Genomic DNA, 16,886 nt, shown 5'->3' with positions numbered 1-16,886 from the left:
GAAATTGGTTTATACCAATTCCGGCGCCCGCCGGAATCCGAAACCACCCTCCCCACCACAGGCAGACAAGGACCCAAAGATGTCGTTCCTGCAAGACCTACGCCAGACGCCCCGTCTGGGCCTGCTCGTCGGCGGCACCGCCGCCACCATCGGCATAATCTACGGCTACGATCTTTCGAATATCGCCGGCGCCCTGCTCTTCATCACCAAGGAGTTCCAGCTCTCCACCAGCGAGCAGGAACTGGTGACCACCGCCGTCGTCGTCGGTGAAGTCCTCGGTGCCATTCTGGGAGGCTGGCTCGCAAACCTCCTCGGCCGCAAGGCCTGCATGGTGGGCGTCGCCGGCGCCTATGCAGCCTTCGCGGCGCTTAGCGCCCTGGCCGCGGACGTCCCGATGCTGCTCATCGCCCGCCTGCTGCTGGGCCTCACCATCGGCATTTCGGTGGTGGTGGTTCCCGTCTTCGTGGCCGAATCCGCCCCTCCAAAGGTCCGCGGCGCCCTGCTCGTCGCCTACCAGGTGGCCACCGTATTCGGCATCATCGTCGGCTACCTGGCCGCGTACGCGCTGTCGGCCACCGAGAACTGGCGCCTGATGCTGGGCCTGGCCGCCATCCCCGCCGTGCTGGTCCTCGCCGTCACACTCCGACTCCCCGACACCGCCCGCTGGTACATGATGCGCGGCCGCACCGAGGACGCCCGCCGCACCCTGGCTTCGATCGAACCCAACGCCGATGTGGACGCCGAGCTGGCCGACATGAAGCGGGCCATCAGCGAGGAACGCGGCGGAGGCCTGCGCGAAATGCTCCGTTCCCCGTACCTGAAGGCAACCGTCTTCGTGGTGGGCCTCGGGTTCTTCATCCAGATCACCGGCATCAATGCCGTGGTCTACTACAGCCCGCGGATCTTCGAGGCGATGGGCTTCACCGGCAACGCCGCACTGCTCCTGCTGCCCGCCCTGGTCCAGGCCGCCGCCCTGGTTGCCGTCTTCGTGTCGCTCTCCCTCGTGGACAAGGTGGGACGCCGCCCCATCCTCCTGGGCGGCATCGGCATGATGATCGTCGCCAACATCATCCTCGTTGCCGTCTTCATGGTGGGCCGCGACTTCGGCGGGGCCCTCACCGTCATCGGATTCCTGGGCGTCCTGCTGTTCACGGTCGGCTTCACCTTCGGCTTCGGCGCACTAGTCTGGGTGTACGCCGGTGAGTCATTCCCCGCACGCCTGCGCTCCCTGGGCGCCAGCGCCATGCTGACCTCCGACCTCGTGGCCAACGTCATCGTCGCGGCGTTCTTCCTGACCATGCTGCAGCGGCTCGGCGGAGCGGGCACGTTCGCGGTGTTCGGCGTCCTCGCCGTCGCCGGCTTCATCTTCGTGCACCGCCTGGCACCGGAAACCAAGGGACGGAACCTTGAAGAAATCCGGCACTACTGGGAAAACGGCGCCCGCTGGCCCGAACAGGCCGGCAGCACGCCGGCGGCCAAGTAATGGGGCCGGTTCCGGGCAGTGCCGCTGGCATGGTTCGAGTACTCGGCCTTGACATCGGCGGCTCCAAGACCCACGCCATCCTGACGGCCCACGCCGTGGGTCAAACCACGGACCACGGCGCGCAGCAGGCTTTCGAGTGCACCGTGGGCAGTGCGAACATCGCCTCAGTCGGCGAAGAGGCGGCGGCCGCCGCCCTGGACGATCTCGCCGCGCAGCTGGGAAACCGCGACGGCGGCCACGGCATCCAGGCTGTATGCGCGGGGGCGGCCGGGGCAGACACGCCGGAAAGCCGGAAACGCCTCGCCGGCCTGCTCTCACGCACTTTCCCGGGCTCCCTCATCCAGGTGGTCCATGACACGCGCATCATCCTCGCCGCCGGCGGCCTGGAAGCCGGCACCGTGCTTATCTCCGGCACCGGCTCCGCGGCCTGGGCGCTCAGTGAAGACGGTCGCGAAGCCCGGGCCGGCGGCTGGGGCTACCTGCTGGGCGACGAAGGCAGCGGTTACGCCCTCGCCCGCAGCGCCGTGCGCAACGCCCTTGCCGAGTACGACCGCGGCCAGCCCGCCGGGCCGTTGTCCGCGGACCTCCTGGTACGTGCAGGCGTCTCCGGACCGCCGGCGCTGCTGGACCTCTTCTACCGCAACCCGGAACGGAGGTACTGGGCCAGCCTTGCCGGAACGGTGTTCGCCTCCGCCGCCCGGGGGGACGCGGTCAGTCTCGCGATCGCCGAAGACGCCGCGCAGCAGCTGGCATCGCTGGCCACGGCGGTCAATGAGCGGCTGGGCCTCCTGCCCGGAGGCACCGATCCGGGCGCTGCCGCTCCCCCCGTCCTGCTGGCGGGCGGGATGCTCGTCAACCAGCCTGCCCTGGCGGAACGCGTCAGCGGGCTGCTGGCAGGACGCGGGCTGGCGGACGTCCGGGTGCTGGACCGGGCCCCCGCCTGGGGCGCGGTGAGACTGGCCACGGACGCGGCCAACTCCGCCCAGCCTGCTTCGGACCACCCTCCGCGGCCCGTCCTGTTCCCCGCCTAAACCAGTTACCCCAACCAGTTGCCTGAGCCAGGTTCCGGCTCATTCCATCCGACCCACAAAGCACCGCGTCCCAAGGAGACACATGACCACCCCGCTGAACACTTCCATCCCGGCAAGCACCGCCACCGGCACCGGCACTGCCACCGCGCTCCAGGTGCCGGGATCGCTGATGGCCGCCGAAATCCTCGAGCAGCCCGAGGCGCTCGCCCGGCAGCTGGACCAGGGACAGGCCGGCCTCCGGCGCCTGGCCGCCGCCCTTCGCGATGCGGACATCCGTTTCGTCCTGCTGGCAGCACGCGGGACCAGCGACCACGCCGCCCTGTACGCGAAGTACCTCATCGAGACGGTGCTGGGGCTGCCCGCCGGGCTGGCCTCGCCGTCGAGCCTTACCGTCTACGGCGCGGAGCCCCGGATGAACGGTGTCCTCTGGCTGGCGGTCAGCCAGTCGGGCGGATCCCCGGACCTGGTGGACTCCACCGCGGCCGCCGCCCGGGCCGGTGCCGTTACGGTTGCGGTGACCAACGCACCGTCGTCGCGGCTGGCCGGGGCCGCCCAGCACCATGTGGACATCCTGGCGGGACCGGAACGTGCCGTGGCCGCCACGAAGAGCTACACGTCCCAGCTGCTCGCGCTGTGGCTGCTCATCGAGGCCTGGGCCGGGGGTGACGGCAGGGACGCGTCAGCCCTGCCGCGTCACGCGGAGGATGTCCTGGCCCGGCCGGAGATACTGGAGGTTGCGAACCGCTACCGCTTCGTGAACCACATCATCACCACCGGGCGCGGTTTCTCCTACCCCACGGCGCGAGAGGCTGCTTTGAAACTGATGGAGACGTCCTACCTGGCGGCCCATGCCTTCTCCGGAGCCGACCTCCTGCACGGCCCCTTCGCCATGATTGACGAGGACCGGCCCGTCATCGCCGTCGCGTCGCGGGGTACCGGCGGCCGGGCCCTGGAGCCCGTGCTGGAGCGCCTGGCGGAACGCGGGGCGGACGTGTGCCTGGTGGGCGATCCTGCCGCAGCCCGGCCGCTGAACCACACGGTGCCCCTGCCGCACGTCCATGAGCAGCTCGCGCCGATCCTTGAAATCTTGCCCCTGCAGCGGCTGGCCCACGCCATGGCCGCCGCCCGTCACCGCGACCCCGACGCGCCCCGGGGCCTGCGCAAGATCACGGAAACCTGGTGAGTACGACGCTCATTTCCGCCGCCCGCGTCGTCACGCCCGGCGCTGTCCATGAGCCCGGCTGGGTGGAGACCCGGTCCTCCCTGGTCAGCGCCGTGGGCGCCGGGATCGCCCCGCGGGTGCCGGACGTCAGCTTTCCCGAGGGGACGCTGTGCCCGGGGTTCATCGACGCCCATGTCCACGGGGGCGGCGGCTTCAGCTTCAACGATGCCGACACGGCCGGGGCTGCCGCAAATATCGCCGGCGTGCATCTGGAGCACGGCACCACCACGCTCATGGCCAGCCTGGTAACAGCGCCTTTGGCAGAGCTTGAGGACGCGGTGGCGGCTTTGGCCGGGCTGGTCGAAGCTGGGATGCTGGCAGGGATCCACCTGGAAGGACCCTGGCTCAGCCCGTTTCACCGCGGCGCGCACGCCAAGGATCTGTTGCGGACTCCGGATCCTGCCAGCATCGACCGGCTGATGCTGGCAGGCCGCGGAGCAGTAAAAATGGTCACGATAGCCCCGGAGCTAGAGGGAGGGCTCGCGGCCATCCGGCAGATCACCAGCTACGGCGCCGTCGCCGCCATCGGCCATACCGGTGCCGGCTATGACCTGGCCCGCGAGGCAATAGCCGCGGGCGCCACGGCAGGGACCCACGTGTTCAACGCCATGCGCCCCCTGCACCACCGGGAACCCGGACCCGCCCTGGCGCTGCTGGAAGACCCGGACATCTTCGCCGAGGTGATTGCCGACGGCGTGCACCTGCATCCGTCGCTGGTGCGCTTCATCGCGGGGAGCCCTGCGCGGGCCGTCTTCGTGACCGATGCAATGGCCGCGGCGTGCGCCGCCGAGGGGACGTATCAGCTCGGCGGCCTGGAAGTCCGGGTCGCCGGCGGCGAGGCGCGGCTGGCCAGCAACGGCGCCATCGCTGGCAGCGTCCTGACCCTGGACGCCGCCGTTCGGCATGCGGTCAGGCAGGCAGGCATCCCACTGGCTGACGCGGTCCGCGCGGCCACACAGAATCCTGCGGACATGCTGGGGCTGGCGGACGTCGGGCGCCTCGAGCCTGGCCGGAGCGCGGATCTGGTCGTGCTCGGTGAGGATCTGAGAGTTGCAGCGACGATGAAATCCGGAGAATGGCTGGCTGAGCCGGTGAGCGCCGGCCCAACCGTCAGCGACTCGTGAGCGGCCCCCGTCAGTCGTCGGGGCTCTGGCTCAGGACCTTGAAGTCCGAACCGACCGCTACCTCGACGTCCGAGCCGTCGGCAAGCCGCACTTCAACTTCGTAGGCGGAGCTTGGGTTCTCGTCCCGCTCCACTTCCGTCACCGTACCCTGGCCCACCTTGGCCAAGGCGGCCTGCACAGCCTTGTCACGGTCAGCCTGGCTCAGCGGGCTCTGCGTTCCGCCGTCTGCGGTTCCCTCGCTGTCGAAGGGGTTCACGGATGCGGCTGCAACGCTTGCGCCGCCGAGTGCCAGCCCCGCCACTGCGGCCCCGATAACCCACGTTCTCTTGCGCATGACAAATGCTCCTCTCACATTTTTTCCCAGTCTCCCCCCGATATTTGGCATGTGCAACGCTTAATTAGTTGATGCCAAGGGAGCAGGCCGGGGCGCCCGGAAACCCCGTCCCCTGCGCGTCCGAAGAGCGGTTTTCAGCGTTCGTAGATTCCGGTCAGCGTGGCCGTACCGAGCAGGTGCTTCGCGAGCTCCGAGCCCAGGCTGGCCGGACGGGCTCCCGCGCGGGTGTCCAACTCCTCGACATCCAGCGCGTAGACCGTCACGACGTAGCGGTGCCGGCCGTGGCCCGGCGGAGGGGCGGCCCCCACGTAGCCCCGGAAGCCGGCATCGTTCTTCAGCTGCACCGCGCTTCCCGGGAGCTCCGCGCCGGACTCGGCTCCTGCGCCCTCGGCCAACGAGGTGACGTCCGCCGGGATGTTAATTACCGCCCAGTGCCAGAACCCTCCGGCGCCCGGGGCGTCGGGATCGAAAACCGTGACGGCAAAGCTTCGGGTCCCCGCCGGGGCGCCGCTCCAGCTCAGCTGCGGGGAAGCGTCGTCACCGCCGGCATGGAGCTTGCCGCTGCGCTGCGGGGGCTGCAGCGTCTCGCCGTCTTGGAATGACCGGCTGGTGAGCTCGAACGACGCAACGTCCGGCAGGTCTGCAAACGGACCGGAGGGTGTCATGGCTGCCTTTCAGATAGTGGGGACTTCTGCTTCCTTTGCTGCTTCTTCTGCCGCTTCTTCGATGCGGTTGAGTTCGGCCCTGGTGGGCGGGTTGGCGCCGGCGCGGGACACCGTGACGGCGGCCGCGCGGGTGGCATGTGCGAGGAGCGCGGCGAGGCCCTCTGCGGGCAGCGCGCGCAGGGCCCTGCGATTCTGGGCACCGTCAAGGCCGCGGTCCACGACGCCGGAGAGCAGCGCCGCCATGAAGGAATCCCCGGCCCCGACCGTGTCCGCCACCTCCACTTTCGGCGCGGCGAACTCGGCCTCTCCAGCAGCCGTGATGCCCCAGGGACCCTCGGCGCCGCGCGTGACCACCACCATGGCCGGCCCTTGCGAACCCCCCAGCGACAGCCAGCGGCGGGCCGAATCGAGGACATCGACGCCCGGATACAGCCACGCAAGGTCCTCGTCGGAGGCCTTGACGATGTCCGAAAGGGTCACGAACTTCTCCGCCTGTTTGCGGGCATAGTCCACGTCGCTGATGATGCTGGGCCGGCAGTTCGGGTCAAAGCTGATGGTCGCAGATGGGTGGGAATGTTCGACGGCGGCCAGCACGTCGGCGGCGCCGGGCGCCAGCATCGTGGCGATGGAACCGGTATGCAGCAGCGTGGTGCCCTGCATCAGGAACGGCAGGCGGTCAACAAGGCCGGGAAGAACCCAGGCGAGGTCGAAGGTGTAGGTGGCGGCGCCGTCGTCATCCACCAGGGCGGTGGCCACGCTGGTGGGCAGCCCGTCAGGCGCCTGCGGCACCATGACCGAGCTGGCCCTCAGGTGCGCCGCCACTGAATCTCCATAGGCGTCGCGGCCATAACGGCCGATGAACTGGACGGGATGGCCCAGCCGGGCCAGCCCCACGGCGACGTTAAGCGGGCTGCCGCCCACATGGGCTTCGATTCCGGAGGAGCGCTGGACCACGTCAACAAGGCCCTCGCCGATAACTGTGAGCATGGTCATACTCTGCCAGAGAACGCGTCCCGGCGCTCCCGCCTTGCGGAGAACCGCGCGGAGAGCAGTTGGAGCAGCGTGCGCTCAGGCACGCTGCTCCAACTGCACTTCGGACGCGGCTAGGACTTCGCCTTGCCGGGCAGCGCGAGCTTGAACACCTTCGCCCACGAGGAGCCCACCTGCTTGAGCAGCGGCCCGGTGGTGTACGGCAGGCCATAGCGCTGACAGATTTCCCGCACCTTGGGCGCCACTTCGGCATACCGGTTGGAGGGCAGGTCCGGGAAGAGGTGGTGCTCGATCTGGTGTGAGAGGTTCCCGGTCATGATGTGCATGAACTTGGAGCCGGAGATGTTGGCCGAGCCGATCATCTGGCGGACGTACCAGTCACCGCGGGTCTCGCCTTCGACCATCTGCTCGGTGAAGGTGTCCGCCCCTTCGGGGAAGTGGCCGCAGAAGATCACGGCGTGCGCCCAGACATTGCGCACGGCGTTGGCGGTCAGGGTTCCGTAGAGCGCCTGCTTGCCGGAACCGGTCAGCATGGCCACGGCAGGAGTGGCAGCGTAGTCCTTGGTGAACTGCGTCACCACCTTCTTACCCAGCGCCTTGAGGTCCTTCTGCAGGGCTTCCTTGGACTTCTTCCCCTCCTTGTACTCCGCCAGTTCGAGGTCGTAGATGGCGATTCCCCATTCAAAAATGGGTGCCAGGATCGCGTTGTACAGCGGGTTGCCGAGGTTGTGCGGCTTCCAGGGCTGTTCCTCGTCCATGCGGAGGAGGTTGTATCCGACGTCATTGTCCTTGCCCACCACGTTGGTCCAGCGGTGGTGGAGATCGTTGTGGGTGTGCTGCCACGCCCGGGCCGGGGTAACGAAGTCCCATTCCCAGGTGGTGGAGTGGATGTCCGGGTCACGCATCCAGTCCCACTGGCCGTGCAGGATGTTGTGGCCAATCTCCATGTTTTCGAGGATCTTGGCGGCGCTCAGCAGGGCGGTTCCGGTGACCCAGGCGGCCTTGTTGCGGCCCATCAGGAGCGCGGCGCGGCCGGAGATTTCCAGTCCGCGCTGGATCTTGATGACACGCCGGATATAGGCGGCGTCGGAGGCGCCGCGCTTGGCGAGGATCTCGTCCTTGATGGCGTCCAGCTCGCGGCCGAGTTCGGCCACCTGCTCGTCGGTGAGGTGCGCGGCGGCCGGCGGGCGAACCAGCGGGCTTCCCGATTTGGCCAGGGCACCCGGACGGGGTTTAGCCGCCGGTCCGCTGATCGACGTCGATTCCACGGCTGTGCGGTCAGATATTGCTGTCATGCTGTGTTGCTCCTCAGATGTCGAGGTTAACGGGCCCGGCGGCTGCCGAGACACACGTCTGGATTAGTTGGCCCGGCTCCCCGTGGACCTCACCGGTGCGCAGGTCACGGACGTGACCGGCACGCAGCGGCGTCAGGCAGCTGTGGCAGATACCCATGCGGCAGCCGCTGGGCATCAGGACTCCCGCGTCCTCGCCCACATCGAGCAGCGGGGTGTTTCCGTCCGCCTCAACCTCGCGGTCCGAGGCCTCAAAGGTGACCAGTCCGCCGTCGTGCCCTTCCCCGCCCACCAGGCTGGTGTTGAAGCGCTCGATGATCAGGTTGATGGGGTCGGCAGCGAAGGGGCCCGCCTTCTTGTGGGCAGCGGCCTCTCTTGTCCACAGCGCCTCGGCCTCGTCCAGGAAGCCCTCCGGTCCGCAGGCGTAGGCGGCGCGCTGTCGCCAGTCCGGGCAGAGCTCATTCAGCAGGGCGGCCGAGCTGAAGTCCAGCCGGCCGCGTTCGCCGGTGTACCAGTGGGTGACCCGGAAGTTGGGAAACTGGTCCGCGAGCTCGGACAGTTCCTCGTGGAAGATGCTGTCCTGCGGCGTACGGGCGGAGTGGACAAGCACGACGTCGGCATCGGGGCGGTGCGGCACCAGCGTGCGGATCATCGACATGACGGGGGTGATGCCGCTCCCCGCGGTGAGCATGAGCAGCGGCCGCGGATGCTCCGGCAGGACAAAGTCGCCCTGGGGCGGAGCCAGGAACAGCACGTCGCCGGGCTTGGTGTTTCGGACGAGGGCACCAGAGACAGCACCCATGTCGCTGACGGTGATGGCAGGGTCCTGCCCTGCCGGCGCGCTCAGCGAATACGACCGCCAGTGTCGCACGCCATCGAGCTCCACGCCGATCCGTGCCCACTGCCCGGCTTTGTGGGCCTTCCAGCCGCGGCCAGGGTGGAAGTGGATAGTGGCGGAGTCCGCCGTCTCGGGCACCACTTTTGTGACCACGCCGCGGAGCTGACGGGCCGAAAAAACGGGGTTAAAAAGCGCGAGAATGTCCTCCGGCGCCAACGGGGTGGTCAAGACCGTCGCGGCACGCGCTAATTTACGGAGCCGAATCATGTTGTCCACCACCTGTTGGATTCACCCATATGTATCTCCTAGTGAAACCGGTGATCGTAATATACAAAACTACCCCAACCCCCAGCTACTAGCGTCCCGCATGCCGATGGCCGGAGCAACCGGAACGGTGTGGCAGTGGGGTCAGACAAGGGATTTCCTCCATGGTGGGCGCCTGTGCGTGCGCCGTTGGCTATGAATGGTAAGTATACTTACCTCCCGCTGATTACGGGACCTTGGCAGCACATTGGGCTGGGACGGTGCGCCGCTGCGCGGCGATACCGGCAGCGGATTTACTATCTACCCCATGACTTTGCAACGAACGGACGTTGATGGAGTTCCCGTGTTCTGGGTGGAGGGGCCGGCGCCGCTCACGGCGCACCTGGTCTTCCGCGCCGGCGTCCGGGATGAAACTTTCATGTCGGCCGGGCTCACCCACCTGGTGGAACACCTGGCCATGTCATCCATCCCGGACCTCCGGCAAAGCCACAACGCCGGAGTCGAACTGGCCTTCACCTCGTTCATGGCCAGCGGCAAGGCGGAGTCAGTGGCCTCCTTCCTCAGCGCCGTCTGTTCCTCCCTGACCGCCCCCGACTTCGGCCGGCTGGAGGTGGAAAAGAAGGTCCTTACCGCCGAGGGTTCCAGCACCGTTCCGCCGGCAACCGCCGAGCACCTGCGGCACCGCTTTGGCCTGGCCTCCCTTGGCTTGGCCGATGTGCCGCCACCGGCGCTCAATGCCCTCGAACCAGAGGACATCCTGCGGCACGTGGGGAAGTATTTCACGGCCGGGAATGCGGCTCTCGCCTTGAGCGGCCCTCCGCCCGAGGGTCTCAGGCTCGCCCTGCCGGCAGGCCCGGCCCGCCGCCCGGTCAATGCCGCGCCCCTGCCCGTTCCACTTCCCCTGTGGTTCCAACAGAGCGGACCACGGCTCGGCCTGTCGTTGGAAGTGCCCGCCGACACGGAAGCCCGGCGCGAGGCCGTCCGAGCCCTCTCGCGCATCGCCTGCCGGCGCGCACTCAGCACCCTGCGTCAGGAGCACGGCTGGATCTACGACATCGACTGCATGCATTTTTTCGACGACGACGGCCGGGGCGTGCTGTGCTTCGAGTCCGACCCGACCAATCAGCATGCCGAAGACGTGCGGCTCGGCCTTCTGGAGATCCTCCGCGATCTGCGCCGTCACGGGCCTACGGCCGGGGAGCTGGCGACCGAAGTGGAGGAAGTGCAGGAGTACCTCGAGGATCCGTCATCCGCCATGGATGTGGCGGTAGCTGCCGCCGAATCGTACCTGCTCGGCCGGGCAGCTGTCGGCCCCGAGGACAAGGTGGCACTGGCGCACGGTGTCACTCCGGAATCCTGCCGTGCTGCCCTGGAACTGCTGGAGGAAACGGCCATCTTTGGGATGCCGGAGGGCACCCGTCCGGAAGACGACAGCATCAGGTCCGACACCGAGCGGGCAGTCGACTGGCTGGGAGGCAAGGAGTTCCGGCGCGGCGTGCGCGGCGTCTTGGCCGGAGTCCCCGGCGGAACCAAGCTCTTCGTCGGCGAGAAGGGCGTGACGATCTGCGCCGACTACACGGCCAGCATCACGTGGGATGACCTCGTGGGTGTCGCGGTGTTACCGGACGGCCTCATATCCCTCATCGGGGCGGATTCGCAGCAGATCGACCTGCGTGCCGAATGGTTCAGCAACGGCCGGCAGGCCATGGACACCATCCTGGACCGGGCAGGTGAGGGCCGGCGGTTCATGCCAGCCCTCCCCTAGGAACCGAGCAACTCCTGCACGAGCTCGCGGCATTTCCGGTAGGACGAGGCCTTCGGGTCAATCAGCGCGAAGTGGTCGCCCGGAACCTTGACCACCTGGACCGGCGCCCCGGCGGCCCGGGCTGCTGCGGCGTACGCTTCCGACTGGCTCATGGGAACGGTGCGGTCCTCGAGTCCGTGCACCGCATAAATCGGCACGTCCAGCGGAACCGCACTCATGGGGTCGGCATACTTGTGGCGCTTGGGGTATTTCCCGGACGAACCGCCCATGAGGTTGCTGACCGCCCCGTTGCTGAGGTCAAGCCAGTCCGCCTGGGCGAGGTTCAGCAGCCCGGACTGGCTGACCACGCCTGTCAGGTGTACCGCCTCGCCGTTGAGGTTCCTCTCCACCTGCCGGTCAGCATCGGGGGTTCCCAGCCCGGCCAGCCGGTCCCGTCCTGCCGCCCAGACGGCGAGGTGGCCGCCGGCAGAGTGGCCCAGCGCCACCACCTTGGCAAGGTCAAGTCCGTGCTCTTCAGCGACTCCGCGCAACCTGTCGATCCCGGCCAGCACGTCCTCGAAGGTGTGCGGCCAGCCGCCCCCGTTGCCTGCCCGCCGGTATTCCAGGTTCCAGGCCGCCATTCCGTGGGCTGCGAGGTCCTTTGCCAGCGGTTCGCCCAGCTCGGCCCCGTACTGGGAGCGCCAGTATCCGCCGTGGATGACCACCACGACGCCTCGGGTCGCCGGCCGCTTGCCGTTCCGTGATGAGGATGCTGGCGGCGTTTCCGGCAGGAAGAGCTCGCCCCATTGGCTGGGGTGGTCGCCGTACTGGTACTTCTGCCGCTTCACTGCATCCTCCTTGGGTCCGGGTGGGCAGGAGGCAACAAGCGCCCCCGGCGTCACCACTGCCGTAGCACCCAGCAGTCCAGAGAACGGCAGGGTCCGACGGCGCACATCAGCCATGTCCCGAGCCTACAGGGACGCGGCTCCCTCCGGGCGGAAGAGAGTGGCCGAGGTGGCAGGGCGGGTGTCACACCGGCGACTGTCGCACGCCCTTGATAGTTTGGAACCATGGCAAGCAACTGGGATCGCCTGGACATCAGTCAGCGCGACTCCGTGCAGGAAAACGTGGAACTGTATGAGCGCGTCCGGCCTGCCCTGAAGCTTGTCACCCGTGACGTCCTGCAGATGCTGCGGACCATGCTCAAGGACACCGAGGTCACGCCGCTGTTCGTGACCGGCCGCACCAAGACCGTGGACTCCTTCCGGGAGAAAATCTCCCGAACCGAGGAGCCCCTGGAACCTGGCGGCCCCCGCGTCCTGAAGTTTCCCGACCCGTTCCGCACCCTCAATGACATGGTGGGTGTCCGCGTCATCACCAAGCTTCCTGCGGAAAATGCGGTGGTGGCCAACCTCATCAAGCGGCAGCGGCAGCTGTTCGACTGCCGCGGAGACCGTGAGAAGGACATCGGCTCCATCGAGTCCGGCACATACGGCTACTCCAGCCGCCACCTGATTCTGCGGACCATCCAGAATGAGGCCGTCAAGGAGTACCAGAAGGTCTTCAACCCAGATGCGCAGCCCAACGGAAGCTACTTCTTCGAATGCCAGATCCGCACTGTCTTCGCGCATGCATGGAGCGAGATAGAACACGACATCCGCTTCAAGGCAGAGGATCCGCGGGCCTGGACCCCGCATTTCGACCGCCAGTTCACCGCCACAGCCGCCATGCTGGAGACAGTGGAGAGCGCCTTCGCGGACCTGCACGAGCGCTACGAGGAGGTCCGCGGCTACTGGGACATGGACGGTGAAGGCGCCGCCCCGCTCACACCCAACCGCATCCGCGACGTCTGGCGGACGCTGCTGCCGCACGTGGATCGCAAAGTGGATGACGACTGGGGATGGGCCGCCGAACTCATGGCGGCCCACGGCCTGAACCAGACGGTCCAGCTCGCCGGACTGCTCAGCGCCAACAGGATCACCGAGGTCCGCAAGGCCCTGGACCACCGCTACTCCCCCGGCCCGGACCGGCTGCTGGATGACCTCCTCCTCTGGCAGTACGGGACGAAGCACATCGACCTCACCGCCGAGGAGCCCGACGCCGTCCCGCACCCGCGGCGCGACAGCCTCCTGCGGCGGCTGAAACAGATCGAGCGGTACCGCCAAACCAAGAAGTAGGCGTCGGCAGGGCTGGGTTCCGCCCTACCAGCACGAATAGTCAGCACCCGGCGCGCGACACACCTCCGTTACCTTAATGTGACTTTTGGAAAGGGCTCCCGTACCGTGGAAGATGTGCCTTCCTCACCGAGGAAGGCACTCCCGCGCTGATTGCCTAACTCTGCCGCTGCCCGGGATCCGTTCACAGACCATGCACGGCAGAGACGGGGAAACCAATTTTGGCCCGCACGAAAGGGCCTTGGGGTGAAGCCACGCAGTTCCTGAACTTGTCAGGGCGCGCGGCCGGGTGTCTCCCATCCGAATCCGACAGCTCACCTCGCAGGCATCGGGAGAGGCTCCTTCATGTCGTCACGCTTTACCCGTGCCCGCCGCGCAGCGGCCGGCCGTTCGAATCCGTTCGTATCCGCATCGCGTGCTGTCACGGCTAATGCCGGAGGACTGGGACGCCAGGCAACCGTAATCCTCGCGGCATCGGGACTCGCCTTCACCGGCAGCATGGCAGCGAACGCCGCCAACGCGCCGGCCCAGAAGGACGCCGCCCCCGCGTCGGCGTCCACGGCCGCCAGCCAGGTCCAGGCACCCCTGAGCGCCAGCTCCAGCGTCAAGATCGCCTTCGAGCGACCTGCGGTGAAGTCCACCCCTGCCCCCGTGGTGCAGGAGCCCGTCGTCGTCGAAAAGCCGACGGCCCAGCGGGCCGCAGCTCCAGCGCCTGCCGCAGCCCCTGTTGCCGCGCCTGCGCCCGCCCCGAAGGTCTCTGCACCGAAGATCACCGTGAAGTCCTCACCGGCGCCCGCGAAGGCTCCCGCTGCCGCCGCTGGCGGCATCAATGCCTCGATGGTGTCGGCCGCCTACGCCCAGCTGGGCATCACCCAGGACTGCACCGCGATGGTGGAAAAGGCACTCGGCGCCTCCGGCATCCGGGTGGGCGACCTTGCTCCGATGCAGTTCATGAACCACGGCAAAGTCGTGTCCACTCCCCAGCCCGGCGACATGGTGGTCCAGTCCGGCCACGTGGGAATCTTCGTGGGCAACGGCAAGGTGCTCAGCGGCGGCATGAACGGCGTCAACGAGACCGTGGTTCACCCGCTGTCCTGGCTGACTGCCACCGGCCCCGTCACCTTCGTGCGCGCCGGCGCCTGACAACGCCGAAGCCTGCTTACGCCGGAGCCGGTGTTCCGCTGCCTTGGGGGCAGCGGGGCACCGGCTTCTTCTGCTAGCCGAGAACTGCCCGGTTCCGTCCGAGGGATTTGGCCTCATAGAGCGCGGCGTCAGCGGCTGCAATCGGCCCGTCAAGGCTCAGCACCCCCGCGTCCACAGCAGCGATGCCGTAGCTGACGGTGGGCATTCTAGGTACGTCGGGAACCGACCCCTCGGCGAGCCGGCGGCTGATTTCCTTGACGATGATCTCCGCGGAGTAGGGGCTCGCGCCCGGGGCAAACACGATGAATTCCTCGCCGCCGTACCTCCCCACGAGGTCCGTGGAGCGGACCGTTGCACGGCAGGCGTCGGCGAAGGCCTGAAGCGCCAGGTCGCCGGCGGCGTGGCCATGGGTGTCGTTGATGGCCTTGAAGTGGTCCAGATCCGCGAGGATCAGCGCTCCCCCGCTCTTGCTGCCCCGGCCGCGGCGGAGCTGTGTGGACGCCATATCCAGGAATGCCGACCGGTTGAGCAAGCCCGTGAGCCCGTCCTGGCTGGCGACGGTTGTCAGCGCCCGTGTGTGCTGCTCCGTGCTGAGCCCGGCCATGCTGAAGGAGACCACTGCCAGGAGCACCATGGTAACCAGGGTGGTCACGGCGGATCCGAAGTAGGTCACGAACGTCGGGCTGTCGGGGCCTGCAGCGATAAAGACGGTCAGCCGGCCCAGGTAGAACACTGAAACACCGGCTGCGGCGATGGCCATTGGAATTCGGACCCGCGTGTACCCGGGCTCCAAACGCCACAGCTCGCGTGCGGTGAGGGCAATCATCAGCGACATCGACGCGAGAAAAACGGCGCCCCCGGACCAGACGTTCTCGCCAGGATTGTCGAGGGCAGAAGCCACGCCAGCCACGACGGGAACGGCGCTGAAAAGCCAGAAGTTGAATTTCGGCGTCCGCAGCGAACGGGCACCGGCCCAGGCGCTCCCTGCCCCGGCGACCAGCAGGACATTTCCAGCACCATTCCCCAACCCCCGAATCCCCACCCGTTGTGCTGACCAGCATCGCACCGGTATCGCACCGGCCCACGGTTCACCAGTCAGGGCGCGGAAGACATCGCGATGCTGACTCAGCAGCCTGTTGCCAATAGACCCTTGGTCTGGCTCCCCAGCATCTTCCTGTCACCACTGCACGAGACAGAATGGATGCCCTGCCGGGTCCAAATAGACGCGGAACGCATCAGTGCCCCGGTTGAGGGACGTCGCTCCAATCTCAAGTACCTGCCGCTCTGCCTCGTTGAGGTCCTTCACACGCACATCGAGGTGTGCCTGCTGTGGAACTTCCTGCCCCGGCCACTGCGGTGGCCGGTAGTCCTCCACTTGTTGGAACGCCAGGGCAGGTCGATCCTCGGCACCACCAATCGTGATCCAGCCAGGATCATCCCGGACGCGGATCATGCCCAGTAATTAGCGAGCGGATCCGGATCCGCGCAGTCGAAGACGGTGGCATGCCAGGAACCAATCATGGCCCAATTATGGTGCTGTTGGGTCGACCCGCGCCACGGCCGGGAGAAAATGATCTCGACTCCCTGGAAGGTTGAACTCCTCATAGCGTGGTCACTTCCCCCGGCCGGTGCGGGTCTTCTTAGGCGTAGGTCAGACTTACCAGCAGCGCCTTGAGTTGGGCGTATTGGTCGGTTGCCATCCAGGCTCTGGCTGCGCCCCTGTTCGGAAACCCGGGATCGTTGAAAAGAACACGGCTGCTCAGACCGCCATTACCTGTTGGCACGAGATTGCACCAGGATGATACGCCCTCGCCTTCCTCCAGGGATCGGGGCTCGCTCAGCCCCATGAAGTAGGCCTCGCCACCGCCATCGCCATAGGATTCCACGACGAACCCGAAAACGGGCTCCCTGCCGTCCGATGCGGTCATTCCCGGAACCGCCGCTTGATCGAACACTCGACGCGACACGGGACCGCCAACACAACCAGCAGCGCCGCCATTGCCCAAGGAGAGCAGATCGTTGCCGGAACCGTCGGCGACGATCGCTTCAACGCCGGGGACGCCGGCAGGTGGGAGCACGGTTCGCACCGTCCATGTCGCCGGGTAGGCGAACGAGATGTGTCCATCCGGGAATATGAAGGTCTTCAGCGCTGGGGCCGCCGGCTTCGCCGCTGAGGCGGACAGCACTAACGCCGGGACCGCACTGGCGGCCCGTGCCACCGCTCCTGCCGTGGAAGCCGGCGCGAAGACTGGCATCGGCGCGGATTCGGTCGTGTCACTGATCGCCACGTTCGGGGAGCCGGCGGCAGGATCAGTTCCTGTCTGTGGCCCACATCCGGCAAGTACGAGGCTGGCGGCAAAGCCGGCCATGGTGACCGTCGTGAAGTATCGTGCGCGATTCGAGTTCATTTCTGCATCTCCCCCAATGTCTTATTTCGACGGCGGGCTGACGTCCCGCTCGATAGGTAAGTTTCCGGGAGACGGCCAAGAGTTACAGTCAGGGTAAGATTCTGGCTTTCCTGGGGCGGTCATCCGAGCAGGACAACAGCGAAGGAACTACACCATGCGGAGGTGCAGCGCGAG

At 67.3% G+C, this 16,886-nt stretch carries 16 protein-coding genes and 1 riboswitch; of the genes, 7 read left to right on the top strand and 9 right to left on the bottom strand.

Translation table 11 applies throughout. The features are described from left to right. The first annotated feature begins 4 nt into the window (after positions 1-4). The 4 genes from ACIP90_RS04245 (at position 5) to nagA (ending at position 4,860) form a co-directional block, all read left to right on the top strand. Positions 5-1,483, top strand: coding sequence for a sugar porter family MFS transporter (locus ACIP90_RS04245; protein WP_400577230.1), 1,479 nt, complete (start codon positions 5-7; stop codon positions 1,481-1,483). 29 nt (positions 1,484-1,512) lie between these two features. Beyond that, a complete protein-coding gene (locus ACIP90_RS04240) occupies positions 1,513-2,514 on the top strand; it encodes an N-acetylglucosamine kinase (RefSeq protein ID WP_400577229.1) in 1,002 nt (333 codons plus the stop codon). Positions 2,515-2,596: 82 nt separating this feature from the next. Next, the gene (locus ACIP90_RS04235) at positions 2,597-3,697 is read left to right on the top strand and encodes an SIS domain-containing protein (protein WP_400577227.1); all 1,101 of its coding nucleotides are present in this window, start codon (positions 2,597-2,599) and stop codon (positions 3,695-3,697) included. Continuing rightward, the gene (gene nagA, locus ACIP90_RS04230; RefSeq protein WP_400577225.1) at positions 3,694-4,860 is read left to right on the top strand and encodes an N-acetylglucosamine-6-phosphate deacetylase; all 1,167 of its coding nucleotides are present in this window, start codon (positions 3,694-3,696) and stop codon (positions 4,858-4,860) included. Before ACIP90_RS04235 ends, nagA begins: the two co-directional genes overlap by 4 nt. A gap of 10 nt (positions 4,861-4,870) precedes the next feature. On the opposite strand, the gene ACIP90_RS04225 is transcribed toward nagA, so the two are convergent. The 5 genes from ACIP90_RS04225 to ACIP90_RS04205 form a co-directional block, all read right to left on the bottom strand. Continuing rightward, positions 4,871-5,194 carry a PepSY domain-containing protein gene (locus ACIP90_RS04225; protein WP_400577224.1) on the bottom strand — a complete coding sequence of 108 codons (324 nt, stop codon included), beginning with the start codon at positions 5,192-5,194 and terminating at the stop codon, positions 4,871-4,873. Positions 5,195-5,328: 134 nt separating this feature from the next. Further along, on the bottom strand, positions 5,329-5,859 hold the full coding sequence (locus ACIP90_RS04220) for a YbhB/YbcL family Raf kinase inhibitor-like protein (protein ID WP_400577222.1): 531 nt from the start codon (positions 5,857-5,859) through the stop codon (positions 5,329-5,331). A gap of 9 nt (positions 5,860-5,868) precedes the next feature. Further along, complete coding sequence (locus ACIP90_RS04215; protein ID WP_400577221.1) at positions 5,869-6,846, bottom strand: carbohydrate kinase; 978 nt, start codon at positions 6,844-6,846, stop codon at positions 5,869-5,871. Between the two features lie 116 nt (positions 6,847-6,962). Further along, positions 6,963-8,144: a fatty acid desaturase family protein gene (locus tag ACIP90_RS04210; protein WP_400577220.1), complete on the bottom strand. Its 1,182-nt coding sequence runs from the start codon at positions 8,142-8,144 to the stop codon at positions 6,963-6,965. A 13-nt stretch (positions 8,145-8,157) separates the two neighbouring features. Further along, positions 8,158-9,246 (bottom strand): ferredoxin reductase, encoded by a 1,089-nt coding sequence (locus ACIP90_RS04205; RefSeq protein ID WP_400577704.1) that lies wholly within the window; start codon positions 9,244-9,246, stop codon positions 8,158-8,160. Positions 9,247-9,550: 304 nt separating this feature from the next. Between ACIP90_RS04205 and ACIP90_RS04200 the strand changes: the two genes are divergently transcribed. Further along, complete coding sequence (locus tag ACIP90_RS04200; RefSeq protein ID WP_400577218.1) at positions 9,551-11,008, top strand: insulinase family protein; 1,458 nt, start codon at positions 9,551-9,553, stop codon at positions 11,006-11,008. On the opposite strand, the gene ACIP90_RS04195 is transcribed toward ACIP90_RS04200, so the two are convergent. Further along, the gene (locus ACIP90_RS04195; RefSeq protein ID WP_400577702.1) at positions 11,005-11,835 is read right to left on the bottom strand and encodes an alpha/beta hydrolase; all 831 of its coding nucleotides are present in this window, start codon (positions 11,833-11,835) and stop codon (positions 11,005-11,007) included. The genes ACIP90_RS04200 and ACIP90_RS04195 overlap by 4 nt on opposite strands. A 222-nt stretch (positions 11,836-12,057) precedes the next feature. Between ACIP90_RS04195 and ACIP90_RS04190 the strand changes: the two genes are divergently transcribed. Then, complete coding sequence (locus tag ACIP90_RS04190) at positions 12,058-13,164, top strand: GTP pyrophosphokinase family protein (RefSeq protein ID WP_400577217.1); 1,107 nt, start codon at positions 12,058-12,060, stop codon at positions 13,162-13,164. 141 nt (positions 13,165-13,305) lie between these two features. Then, positions 13,306-13,503, top strand: a riboswitch (cyclic di-AMP (ydaO/yuaA leader). 3 nt (positions 13,504-13,506) lie between these two features. After that, positions 13,507-14,304 carry an NlpC/P60 family protein gene (locus tag ACIP90_RS04185; protein ID WP_400577216.1) on the top strand — a complete coding sequence of 266 codons (798 nt, stop codon included), beginning with the start codon at positions 13,507-13,509 and terminating at the stop codon, positions 14,302-14,304. Between the two features lie 73 nt (positions 14,305-14,377). Here ACIP90_RS04185 and ACIP90_RS04180 read toward each other — a convergent pair whose 3' ends face one another. From ACIP90_RS04180 to ACIP90_RS04170, 3 genes are all read right to left on the bottom strand, one after another. Beyond that, positions 14,378-15,331, bottom strand: a complete 954-nt coding sequence (locus ACIP90_RS04180; RefSeq protein ID WP_400577215.1) for a GGDEF domain-containing protein — start codon at positions 15,329-15,331, stop codon at positions 14,378-14,380. Between the two features lie 150 nt (positions 15,332-15,481). Next, entirely contained in the window at positions 15,482-15,757 is a 276-nt protein-coding gene (locus tag ACIP90_RS04175; protein ID WP_400577214.1) for a VOC family protein, read from the bottom strand. A gap of 187 nt (positions 15,758-15,944) precedes the next feature. Next, a complete protein-coding gene (locus tag ACIP90_RS04170) occupies positions 15,945-16,712 on the bottom strand; it encodes a hypothetical protein (protein ID WP_400577213.1) in 768 nt (255 codons plus the stop codon). Positions 16,713-16,886: the final 174 nt, after the last annotated feature.

The sequence above is a fragment of the Arthrobacter sp. NPDC093139 genome (assembly GCF_044754165.1).
Classification (GTDB): domain Bacteria; phylum Actinomycetota; class Actinomycetes; order Actinomycetales; family Micrococcaceae; genus Arthrobacter.
The sequence above is the reverse complement of the archived record's forward strand: the minus strand, read 5'-3'. Positions and strand labels throughout refer to the sequence as shown.

Coding starts and splice junctions, on each gene's coding strand:
- ACIP90_RS04240 (WP_400577229.1), top strand. CDS start 1,513: ATGGTTCGAGTACTCGGCCTTGACATCGGCGGCTCCAAGACCCACGCC.
- ACIP90_RS04235 (WP_400577227.1), top strand. CDS start 2,597: ATGACCACCCCGCTGAACACTTCCATCCCGGCAAGCACCGCCACCGGC.
- ACIP90_RS04225 (WP_400577224.1), bottom strand. CDS start 5,194: ATGCGCAAGAGAACGTGGGTTATCGGGGCCGCAGTGGCGGGGCTGGCA.
- ACIP90_RS04220 (WP_400577222.1), bottom strand. CDS start 5,859: ATGACACCCTCCGGTCCGTTTGCAGACCTGCCGGACGTTGCGTCGTTC.
- ACIP90_RS04215 (WP_400577221.1), bottom strand. CDS start 6,846: ATGCTCACAGTTATCGGCGAGGGCCTTGTTGACGTGGTCCAGCGCTCC.
- ACIP90_RS04210 (WP_400577220.1), bottom strand. CDS start 8,144: ATGACAGCAATATCTGACCGCACAGCCGTGGAATCGACGTCGATCAGC.
- ACIP90_RS04205 (WP_400577704.1), bottom strand. CDS start 9,246: ATGATTCGGCTCCGTAAATTAGCGCGTGCCGCGACGGTCTTGACCACC.
- ACIP90_RS04200 (WP_400577218.1), top strand. CDS start 9,551: ATGACTTTGCAACGAACGGACGTTGATGGAGTTCCCGTGTTCTGGGTG.
- ACIP90_RS04190 (WP_400577217.1), top strand. CDS start 12,058: ATGGCAAGCAACTGGGATCGCCTGGACATCAGTCAGCGCGACTCCGTG.
- ACIP90_RS04185 (WP_400577216.1), top strand. CDS start 13,507: ATGTCGTCACGCTTTACCCGTGCCCGCCGCGCAGCGGCCGGCCGTTCG.
- ACIP90_RS04175 (WP_400577214.1), bottom strand. CDS start 15,757: ATGATCCGCGTCCGGGATGATCCTGGCTGGATCACGATTGGTGGTGCC.
- ACIP90_RS04170 (WP_400577213.1), bottom strand. CDS start 16,712: ATGAACTCGAATCGCGCACGATACTTCACGACGGTCACCATGGCCGGC.